The organism is Sphingopyxis sp. BSNA05 (assembly GCF_013265645.1).
Taxonomy (GTDB): domain Bacteria; phylum Pseudomonadota; class Alphaproteobacteria; order Sphingomonadales; family Sphingomonadaceae; genus Parasphingorhabdus.
This window is the reverse complement of sequence record NZ_PYIA01000093.1, coordinates 17,818-27,728: the sequence shown is the minus strand read 5'-3', so window position 1 is coordinate 27,728 and position 9,911 is coordinate 17,818. Positions and strand designations below refer to the sequence as shown.

At 59.1% G+C, this 9,911-nt stretch carries 8 protein-coding genes and 2 pseudogenes; 4 read left to right on the top strand and 6 right to left on the bottom strand.

Annotation, left to right across the window (positions count from 1 at the left end):
- Together C8024_RS10730 and purE are read right to left on the bottom strand one after the other, a co-directional pair.
- Window positions 1-959, bottom strand: a 959-nt coding sequence (locus C8024_RS10730) for a 5-(carboxyamino)imidazole ribonucleotide synthase (protein WP_173204936.1), incomplete at its 3' end; no start/stop codon positions are given.
- Window positions 960-968: 9 nt separating this feature from the next.
- A pseudogene (gene purE / locus C8024_RS10725) lies at window positions 969-1,456 on the bottom strand (5-(carboxyamino)imidazole ribonucleotide mutase).
- Window positions 1,457-1,794: 338 nt separating this feature from the next.
- On the opposite strand from purE, the gene C8024_RS10720 reads away from it, so the two are divergent.
- Entirely contained in the window at window positions 1,795-2,274 is a 480-nt protein-coding gene (locus C8024_RS10720; RefSeq protein WP_173204933.1) for a GGDEF domain-containing protein, read from the top strand.
- Between the two features lie 25 nt (window positions 2,275-2,299).
- Here the strand turns inward: C8024_RS10720 and gpmA are convergent.
- Window positions 2,300-2,985: pseudogene (gene gpmA, locus C8024_RS10715) on the bottom strand (2,3-diphosphoglycerate-dependent phosphoglycerate mutase).
- Window positions 2,986-3,334: 349 nt separating this feature from the next.
- Here gpmA and C8024_RS21585 point away from each other — a divergent pair.
- From C8024_RS21585 to C8024_RS21580, 3 genes are read left to right on the top strand one after another with little or no spacing between them, the layout of a single operon-like run.
- Window positions 3,335-3,559 carry a hypothetical protein gene (locus tag C8024_RS21585; protein ID WP_254305802.1) on the top strand — a complete coding sequence of 75 codons (225 nt, stop codon included), beginning with the start codon at window positions 3,335-3,337 and terminating at the stop codon, window positions 3,557-3,559.
- Entirely contained in the window at window positions 3,547-5,418 is a 1,872-nt protein-coding gene (locus tag C8024_RS10710; protein WP_367947283.1) for a TonB-dependent receptor, read from the top strand. Before C8024_RS21585 ends, C8024_RS10710 begins: the two co-directional genes overlap by 13 nt.
- Complete coding sequence (locus C8024_RS21580; protein ID WP_367947280.1) at window positions 5,376-5,876, top strand: hypothetical protein; 501 nt, start codon at window positions 5,376-5,378, stop codon at window positions 5,874-5,876. Before C8024_RS10710 ends, C8024_RS21580 begins: the two co-directional genes overlap by 43 nt.
- 64 nt (window positions 5,877-5,940) lie before the next feature.
- Here the strand turns inward: C8024_RS21580 and C8024_RS10705 are convergent, their stop codons facing one another.
- The 3 genes from C8024_RS10705 to C8024_RS10695 form a co-directional block, all read right to left on the bottom strand.
- On the bottom strand, window positions 5,941-6,972 hold the full coding sequence (locus C8024_RS10705; RefSeq protein WP_173204931.1) for a HupE/UreJ family protein: 1,032 nt from the start codon (window positions 6,970-6,972) through the stop codon (window positions 5,941-5,943).
- Entirely contained in the window at window positions 6,969-7,310 is a 342-nt protein-coding gene (locus tag C8024_RS23360; protein WP_367947282.1) for a peptidylprolyl isomerase, read from the bottom strand. Before C8024_RS23360 ends, C8024_RS10705 begins: the two co-directional genes overlap by 4 nt.
- Window positions 7,311-7,810: 500 nt before the next feature.
- Window positions 7,811-9,715: a DUF3604 domain-containing protein gene (locus C8024_RS10695; RefSeq protein WP_173204928.1), complete on the bottom strand. Its 1,905-nt coding sequence runs from the start codon at window positions 9,713-9,715 to the stop codon at window positions 7,811-7,813.
- Window positions 9,716-9,911: the final 196 nt, after the last annotated feature.

The window sequence follows — 9,911 nt, the reverse complement described above, 5'->3', positions numbered from 1 at the left end:
GCTTGCGCGCCGATCAGATTGTGCATCTCGACCTTTGCCGCCGCCAGTCCGGTGTCGCCCAGCGGCAGTCCGCAAATCGCCCTTATGTGATTTTCGAACTGGCTGGTGACCGCACCCTCGATCGTCCAATGGCCGCTGTTGTGGACGCGCGGCGCCATTTCGTTGAAGACGGGGCCGTCGCTGGTGGCGAAAAATTCGCAGGTCAGCACGCCGACATAATCCATCGCCTCGGCCATTCTGGCGGCAAGCGCGCGGGCGTCGTCCTGCTGTTCCAATATTTCTGTTGGAGCGGGCGCGCTGGAAACCGACAATATGCCGTCGACATGGATATTGTGCGGCGTATCCCAGAAGCGGATCTTGCCATCCTGGCCGCGCACCAATATCACCGAAAATTCATGGTCGAAGGTGACAAAGCCCTCGGCCACGCAGGGTTGCTGCGCCACGGCCTCCCAATGCTGGTCAAGATCGTCGCCGGGACGGATGCGCGACTGGCCCTTGCCGTCATAGCCCATGCGGATGGTCTTGAGGATCGCCGGTGCGCCGATTTCGGCAATCGCCCGATCAAGCGCAGGCCGGTCGGTCACTTCGGCAAAAGGGGCCGTGGTGCCGCCATGGTCGCGGGCGAAATTCTTCTCCGCAACCCGGTTCTGCGCGATATCCAGCGCCGCGATCGGCGGGTGCAGCGGGGCGCAGGCTTCGATCCGGTGCAGCGGATCGACCGGCACATTTTCAAATTCAAACGTGATCACATCACAGGCCTCGGCAAAATGCGTCAGTGAAGCGATATCGTCATCTTCCGCGCAGGTGAATTCGGCCGAGACTTCTGCTGCCACGCTGTTGCTATTGGGCGCATAGATGTGACAGCGATAGCCGAGCTGTGCTGCTGCGACACCCAGCATCCGGCCGAGCTGGCCGCCGCCCAAAATGCCGATGGTGGATCCGGGAGCAAGTGTCTTCATGGCGTCTGCTTATTCCGGCTCATCGGCGACGGCTTCGGTCTGGGCCGCGCGCCAAGCCTCCAGCCTTTCGGCCAGCGCCGGGTCACTATTGGCCAGAATTGCGGCTGCCAGTAGCGCGGCATTTTTGCGCCCGCGTCGCCGATCGCCAATGTGCCGACCGGGATTCCCGCAGGCATTTGCGCGATCGAGAGCAGGCTGTCCATGCCGCTCAGCGCCTTCGACTGGATAGGCACGCCGAGCACGGGCACCCGGGTCATCGAAGCCACCATGCCGGGCAAATGGGCGGCGCCACCGGCACCGGCGATGATCACCTGTAACCCGCGTTCGGCTGCTGATGTCGCATAGTCATAAAGCCGGCCGGGGGTGCGGTGCGCGGACACGATCTTCTGTTCGTGCGGCACCTGCAACTGGTCCAATATGTCGCTGCCGAGCTTCATCGTTGCCCAGTCGGACTGGCTGCCCATGATAATACCAACAGGAGGAGATGCTTCGGCCATTTTCGTCCCTGACAATGCTGCGGAAGCAATGCGGTTTAGTCATGAAATGGTGCGGACGCAATGACACATATGGGGGTTTTGAATTTTCGTGGTGACAAGTCCAGGCCCGGCCAATGGGATATTTCCGGACGATAATCGCTTGCCGCCACCGCCGCTTCTCTGGCACAGTGAAAGGGAATAATCCTGTTGTGCTTTCAAATATATATAAATATATATGCGCACAGGGCCTGGGAATCACAAATAAAATGCGACAGCAAAGAGCAAGCAATGATCAACATTGCGCCAACTGCGTTATATTGGAGCAAGAAATAGTTGCACTGAAAGAGGATCTCGCTGAAATGAAGTTGCACGCCTATAATGATGTGCTTACCGGACTTTCAAACCGCCGCCTTTTTGTTGAAAGCCTTGAGGATCGCGTCGCGCGATGTCGGCGATATGGCGACAATTGTGCAGTGCTGTTCCTCGACGTCGACAAATTGAAGGCGATCAACGACGAACATGGCCATGCTGCCGGAGACGCCCTGCTGGTGCGGCTGGCCGAAATATTGAAAACCCATACCCGGACGACAGATGTGGTTGCCCGGATCGGCGGTGATGAATTCGGCCTGCTGCTCGACAATCTGAACGGCGATCAGGTGGCGGACAAGATAGACTTCCTCCTCCAGCAACTGGCCAAGGAGAATATCAGCCATGAAGGCAGGAAACTGCCGCTGTCCGCCTCGATCGGCTATTGTTTCATCGGCCCCAAGGATACGACAGACGGCCTGATGTCCCGCGCCGACGCCGCTATGTACCGCGCCAAGGACAAGCCGGAATAGGGACCGGGGCTATCGCCCCGCCAGCCTATCGTTCGGAAAGATAATAGCGTTCGATCTCGTTCAGATCATCATCCAGTTCATAGATAATCGGCTGGCCGGTCGGAATTTCCAGACCGGTAATCTCGTCATCCGGAATTTTCGAGAGATGCTTGACCAGCGCGCGCAGGCTGTTGCCATGGGCCGAGATCAGGACTTTTTTGCCATTTTGCAATTCCGGTGCGATCCGGCTTTCCAGTAAGGCAGCACCCGTGCGATCGTGTCCTTCAGGCTTTCGGTCGAAGGAACTTCGATGCCTTTGTACCGCGGGTCGCTCGACATCTGATAGGGGCTGTCCGACGCCATCGGCGGCGGTGGCGTGTCAAAGCTGCGCCGCCAGATATGGACCTGCTCGTCGCCGTGCTTGTCGCGGGTTTCCTGTTTGTTGAGACCGGTGAGGCCGCCGTAGTGGCGCTCGTTGAGCCGGTAGTTTTTCTCGACCGGCAGCCAGAGGCGGCCCATTTCTTCCAGCGCGAGATTGAGCGTCTTGATCGCCCGCGTCTGGACGCTGGTGAAGCAGACATTCGGATCGATCCCACGTTCCTTCATCAGCTGTCCGGCCGCCTTGGCTTCTTCTACGCCCTTTTCGGTAACATCGACATCCCACCAGCCGGTGAAGCGGTTTTCGAGATTCCATTGTGACTGGCCGTGACGGAGCAGGATGAGTTGGGGCATTGATTGTCCTTAAATTTATGTTTCGCCTTCCTCTAGCGGTGATGGGGGAGGTCGCCAAGAGCGATTTCAGGCAGAAAATCTCATGCCCGCCGGTCGGTGCGGGCGGCAGCTGCGCCATTGTCCCCCATCCTTTGGTTGTCGGGCATCAGATGGCAACTGCGCGAACCTTCTGTGCTGGGCCAGGGCGACCCGCATATTTCGCCGCCGCGGCTCGCGGTTGGTCCCGCGCCGGGGTTTGATTGATTGTCCATGGTAAAGGTTCGGCAAGGAAATCGCCCTAAGGGGGGAATCCATCCCCCTCTCTGCGCCATCAAACATAAACGACAGTGCTTCAAACTGGAGAATATTAGTGAACGAAGTCAATAAATTGCTCGCGGCCGCGCTTTGCACAACCGCCCTGACGACTCCGGCGATCGCCCAGGACAATGTGCAGGAAGCCGAAACTTTCGACGACAATGTAATCATCGTCACGGCAACCCGCCGCTCGCAAGATGTCCAGAATATCCCCCTGGCGGTTACCGCGGTCGGCCCGGTCGAACTTGATCGCCAGGCGTCGCCAATATCGGTCAGATAACCAATATATCGTCCAGCTACTCGGTATCCAATGCCCAGCTGGCCTCGGGTTCGGTGGTGCTGCGGATCCGCGGCGTCGGCACAACCTCCAACAATATCGGATTTGAATCGGCCGTCGGCATTTTCATCGACGGCGCCTATCAGTCGCGTCCCGGTGTCGCGCTTTCCGAACTTGTCGATGTCGAACGGGTCGAAATCCTGCGCGGTCCGCAAGGGACGCTGTTTGGACGGAATACGTCCGCCGGTGCCCTGAGCATCATCAACACACGGCCGGACCTCGACGCGTTCGGCGGCTTTGCCAACGCGACCTATGGCAATCGTGACCTGATGGGCGTGCAAGGAGCGGTGAACGTGCCGATCGTCGAGGGCCAGCTGGCGCTCCGTGTCACCGGTGCCTATCGCGAACGCGACGGCTATGTGACCGTGGTCGACGGCAGCGGTACCAAGATCGGCGATTCGAACGGCACAGACCAATATCTTGTTCGCGGTCAGCTCGGCTTTGAAACCGATGGCGGCATCACGGGAAGGCTGATCGCCGACCATTCGAAGAGCACGGCGGGTTGCTGCGCCGCGATTGAAGTGTTGCAGTCACCGCTCGAAACCGCCGGCCTGTTCACGGCTGTCGGGCTGGGACCCCGGGGCGGCATGGCCGGCCCGGACGTCGCGCTTGATCCGTTCGACACGACCACGGCGGAAATCGCGGCCGACAATCTGATTGCCACTGCCAGTTTCGCACCCGAAACGCGGTTCGACCAGTGGGGCATTACCGGAGAGATTGAAGTACCGCTCGGCGACAGCGCCAATCTGATCTATATCGGTTCCTATCGCGAATATGATGCGACCGAGGCCTATGATAATGATTTCTCGGATCTCGATCTGTTCAACGTGACCGGTAACCGCACGGCGATTGACACCATGACTCACGAATTGCGGGTCCAGGGCGATCTGTTCGGCGGTGCGCTGAACTGGCTGGTTGGCGGCTATTATTCCCGCGAAGACATTACGCAGGAGCTGTCCCTGGCTCTGGGGGACAATTATGATCAGGTGGTCGGAGCCACGCTCGCCGGCGCGACCGGCGGCGCTACGCTCAACCCGCTAAGCCCGCTTTTCTTCGGCGCCACGCCCTTGCAGAATATCACCGGCTTCGATCCGGCAGCTATCACCAATACCAATCTTTATGCGCAAAATAGCGAAAGCTGGTCGATCTTCACGCATAATGTTCTGGAAGTGGCCGACGGGCTAAAGCTGACCATTGGTCTTCGCTATTCGGACGAAAGCAAGGAGGGCAGCTTTGCCACCGGCGGCACCGATAATTCGGTCTGTCCGGCGGTGGTGGGGCAGCTTTCACCTGGCGGACCATTGAGCGGCCTGCCGGTTTCGCTACAAAATGCGTTATTTGCCTTCGGTTGCTTTGCCCTGACCGCTCCGGCCGATGCGCCTTTCGCGGCTGTTTTGCCGACACCGCGCACGTTCAGCAGCAAGTTCAGTGACAGCGAGCTGATCTATACCGGAAAATTGTCTTATGCCTTCGCTGATCCGGTCAATATCTACGCCAGCTTTACCCACGGCTATAAATCGGGGGGCATCAATCTCGATTCGACTGCGACAGCCGGGGGTGCCGATCCGCGCTTCCAGTCGGAAGAGGTCGATTCCTATGAAATTGGTCTGAAAGCAAAATTCCTCGACAATGGCGTGACCTTGAATCTGGCGGCTTTCCGAGAGGAATTTACCAACTTCCAGATTCTCGAATATACCGGAACGCAATTTCGCCCCTTCAATGTTCCCAAGGCCGTTTCTCAGGCGTCGAGATCGAAACGATGCTTCGGCCGAGCGATCATTTCACGGTCAACGCAGCGCTGACCTTCACCGATGCCCATTATCCCGATGATTGTGCCGGCACCCAGACCACGGTCAATGTGCTGGCTCTTTGCGGAAATTCGCTCACCAACGCTCCGGATTATGTCGGTATTGCGGGGGCCACCTATGGCAATGACATCGGCGCAAATCTCGAATATTTCCTGAACGCGCAGGTCCGGTTCGAGGGTGATCGCCGCACGTCGACCCAGGCGATCGATACCACTGATCTGGCCGCGGAGAAGCCGCTTCCGTTTGTCGTGCAGGACAGCAATATCAAGATCAATCTGCGCGCGGGTATCGGTAGTCAGGACAAGTCCTGGGGGATTGAGGCCTTTGTGACCAATCTGACCAATGAAGTGACCCGTGGCGTCACCTTTGCGACAATCCTGCGCTCCGGTTCGCAATCGGTCTTCGTTCAGGAGCCGCGCAGCTACGGACTGACCTTGCGCAGCAAATTCTAGGACTGCATCCGTCCTGCGGTGTTTCGATATTGAAGGGAGAGGCCGGCGTGTCCGGCCTCTCCCTTCATACCAATATCCGCGTCAGCGTATAATAAGCGCCGAGCGAACCGACCAGGTAAAGAGCAGGGCGGGTCAGCCATATTTGTCGGTCAACCGGCAGGCGACCGATCAGCCAGTAACCGACCAATATGGTCGCGACGAACAGGATCTGGCCGATTTCCACGCCCAGATTGAACAATAGCAACGCCCATATCTCCTGGCCTTTGGGCAGGCCGATGTCGGCCAGCGCGCCGGCAAAACCCAGTCCGTGCAGCAGCCCGAAAGCGGCGGCGACAATCCAGGGCTGGCGGATTGTCAGGCTGGTCTTGCCGGACCGTTTGCGCACGACCTCTACCGCGAGAAAGAATATGCTGAGCGCGATCAGCAGCTCGACCGGCCCGCTCGGCAGACGGAACAGACCGAGAGCGGTGATGGCCAAGGTCAGGCTGTGGCCGGCGGTAAAGGCGGTGACGACCCAGAATATCCGGCGCACCGGCGTGAGCAGCAACAGGCCGAGAACGAACAATAGATGATCCCAGCCGAACAGCATATGTTCCGCGCCGATCCGCAGATAGGCGCTGGCGGGGGAATCACTGGTCTGTGCGTCCAACGAAAAAGCGGTGCTGGCCGGACGCAGGACCCGCGTCTGCTCGCGCCGGTCGGCAAAATTTAGCCGAACAAAAACATCGGTCAGCGTCTGTTCGAGCCCCTCGATCCTGACTTCGCCGCGGTCAAGCCGGCAGGCCGTCTGCCAGCTCTCGATGGTCGCCGTGCCGGTAAATTCCTGCTGCGTCTGGTCGGGCGGTGCGCATTGGGCGGGCAGGACGGGCCGCATCCTCAGCTTGCGGCCCGAAAGAACCGGCTGTTTCCAGATCACTGCAACCGTGCCGTCGGCCTTTTCGGTCAGCTCCAGCGCAGCCGGACGGATTTCATGGGCCGCTGCCGGACTGACCGCCAATAACAGGCCGAGTGCGATAAGCAGAATGGGCCACAGCCAGCAAGCGCCGCTCAGCCGGTTCTGCAACTTCGAGGAGGCTGATACGGGCGGGCGCGTCATGGCTCGTTCTCGACCACCACTTCATATTTGCCGATCAGATTGTCCAGCGCGTCCCGTTTCGCATCGCTGCGCTGCTCGTCCTGCCAGGCGGCCAGAACTTCGGCGCGGATCGGTTCAAAGCGCGCCTGGGCGGAATTGTCGATGGCCTCGATCCGGACCAGATGCAGGCCGAAGGCGGAGCCGACCGGCGCGCTCCATGTTTCGGCGTCCAGTTTGAATATGGCCGCGGCAAATTCCGGTCCGAACAACCGCCCGACTTCCCGCTCGGGCACCGCGGCATAGCTGCGCTTCTGGATGAACGGATCGCCGAGCGATTTCCAGTCTGCCCCGGATAGCAGCCGTATGAGTGCGGCTTGGGCTGCAGATTCGATTCCTGATCCGTGTTTTCGGGACTGAAATAGACATGGGTAAAGCTGCGCATCTCCGGTGCGGAAAAACGGTCGCGATGGTCGTTGAACCAGCGTTCCAGCTCGGCATCCGTGGGGTCGTCCGCTGCGGCTGCATCGCCGACCAGAAAGTCCATTTTCTGCGCCAGCCGCCGCCGGATGATCGTGTCGCCTTCACCCAGACCCAGTCGGCCTGCTTCGCGGACCAGCACCTCTTCCTGCACATATTGGTCGATGATCTGCTGCCGGTCCTCGCCGGTCGGCAGCCGTCCCGCCGTGCCCGCCCAGATTTTCTCCAGCCGGTCGATTTCTGCCGCACTCACGACGATTGTTCGGCCCTGCTCGCCCTGCCAGACGGTCCAGAAATGGTTGATGGCGACCAGCGCCAGTCCGATCAGGACAAAATGCGTGATCGGATCACGAAAGATTTTCACGTCATATATCCCGTCGAATCAGGCGGTTGGGACATACCAGATGGGCGATGACCAGGCGCGTTCCTGGATCGTCTTGGCCAGCGCGGGATTGGGCGCGACGCCCGCCCGCAACGCATCCCATGTCGACCAGCGGCAAACCGGATTTTCCAGCACCCGCACATAATAAGAGGCCCGCTGGCCCGCCTTGTGCTCGGGATCGCGCCAGAAGGTATTCAGTTCCGGAGCGCCCTTGTCAGCGGAAATCGAACAATTTGCCAGATCCACTTGCGCGCCATTGTCGGGGCAGCGGAAACTCGCATCGGGCGCGCCGCCATCGCTGCAGGCGACATCAAAGACTTTCTCTTTCGCCTCGCCGCCATCGGTCCAGACCTTGATGACCTGCAGGCGTTGCAGCGGCGCGCTCATCGCGTCGCGCATAGCCCAGATGATGAAGCCGGGCGTCTTGTTGCCGACCAGATCGCCGCCCATCGGGACACCGTCTCTATAGGCCTTGCTGACCATTTCCGGATCATCGAGCATTTTCTCGTCAAAGCCGAAGCCGCCGAAAAAGCGCAATTTTATGCGTGTGCCGGTGGTTGCATAGGTTTCCTTGCGCCGCATCGCGTCGAAAATCGCCTCACGGCTGTTTTGTTCTGCCCAGACCGCGGCATAGCCAGAGGCGCTCCATCGCGAGAACCAGCTCGCTGCACGGGGATCGACGGTAATGCCTTGCCAGCTCTTCTTGCCGCCGGGCGGGATCGAGCCTCGCGATTCGGGCGATCCGTCGACGATGCCGATTTTCGACCAGAAATTCTTCTCGTCGAACGAACCGCCGGCGACATGGGTGTCGCTGGATCCGATGAAGCCGAAATGAAACGGGTCGGCACCGATTTCCAGGGTAAGTTTCAGCCCGTTGGCGATCGCCTGCCGCACATAATCGCCTTCGCTGGTCCTGGACGTGACCATCGAGCTCAGCAATTTGTCGTAGATTTCGAAATCGGCCCACTCGTCATTGGGCGACAGCGACGGATGGGTTTCCGACGTGCCCTTGACTTGGGTGATTTCGACAATCGGCTCGTTGCGGATCCGTTTTTCTGCATAGGCCTTGGTCAGCGGCTGGCCGTTATAGGTTTCCATCTTGAACATCTCGCCGTCCGAGACATTGCTGTTGTGCGGGATCGACATCGCGTCATTGCCGGCCTCGCGCTGGTCGTCCATCCAGGACCACAGATCCTCCGGATTGGTCGAATCCACCGTGGCAAAGGGCATGGCGGGAGCAGAATCGCGGAATATGACGTTGCGGTGCAGATTGCCGCCGGCAAAGCCCCCGTCTTCGCCACGGGTGACGCGAACCGCAGTATATTCATAGCCGGCGAAAGTGGTGAACTTGCCGGGCTTGTTATATTTCTCTGCAGAATCGATTATCTGCTGCCAGACATTCCCGACGATGGCAGGATCATAGACGCCGTCCATCTTGCGGCCGTCGCGGACGGCTCCACCGATCAGCTGGAAAGCCTCGATAATCTTGTCCGGATCGGTGCTGAACATCTGCTTGGCGATGTCGAGCCGGGATAATGGCGTGCCGGCGGTGTTCATCGCTTCGAGATGGCCGAGATAGGCTGCATGATCGGTCACCGCCATGAAGTCGAGCGGCGGGCCTCCTAGCTTCAGATCATAGCCGAGCGGATGTTTTATCGTGCCGCCCATGCCGAATTCATAGGCATCATCCGGCGAGGTGCGGATGTTGAAAATATAGGCGTCGAAACTGTTCTTGGTATGGATATGGAGGTCGCCGAAATAGACATTGCGGTCCGGATTGGCTTCTTCTCCGTAGGTTTCACCCGGAGCCAGCGCGATTTCCGCTTCGGCGCTTGCATCTTTGTGGGCAGAGCAGCCGCTGATCAGCGCGCCCAGTACGACCAATACAGACATTCTATGTGTCATTTTTCATCCCTCCCGCGGGCAAAGGCCGATTTCCGCCCTTATGATCCCCAGCGATTGTTACATATTTGCAACGTCTGCGGTGGAATCGCCCCTTATCTGCCCGTCTCCGCTTGATTTAATGGCGCAATTAATCGACTGACGCAAGCACAGCTGACGTAAATACAAGCCATCCCCCCAGGAAATTGGCGACAACGGA

Bases quoted from the DNA above. Each gene is read 5' to 3' on its own strand.
- C8024_RS10705 (WP_173204931.1), bottom strand. From the start codon at position 6,972: ATGACGCGCCCGCCCGTATCAGCCTCCTCGAAGTTGCAGAACCGGCTG.
- C8024_RS10695 (WP_173204928.1), bottom strand. From the start codon at position 9,715: ATGACACATAGAATGTCTGTATTGGTCGTACTGGGCGCGCTGATCAGC.
- C8024_RS21580 (WP_367947280.1), top strand. From the start codon at position 5,376: ATGCTTCGGCCGAGCGATCATTTCACGGTCAACGCAGCGCTGACCTTC.
- C8024_RS10720 (WP_173204933.1), top strand. From the start codon at position 1,795: ATGAAGTTGCACGCCTATAATGATGTGCTTACCGGACTTTCAAACCGC.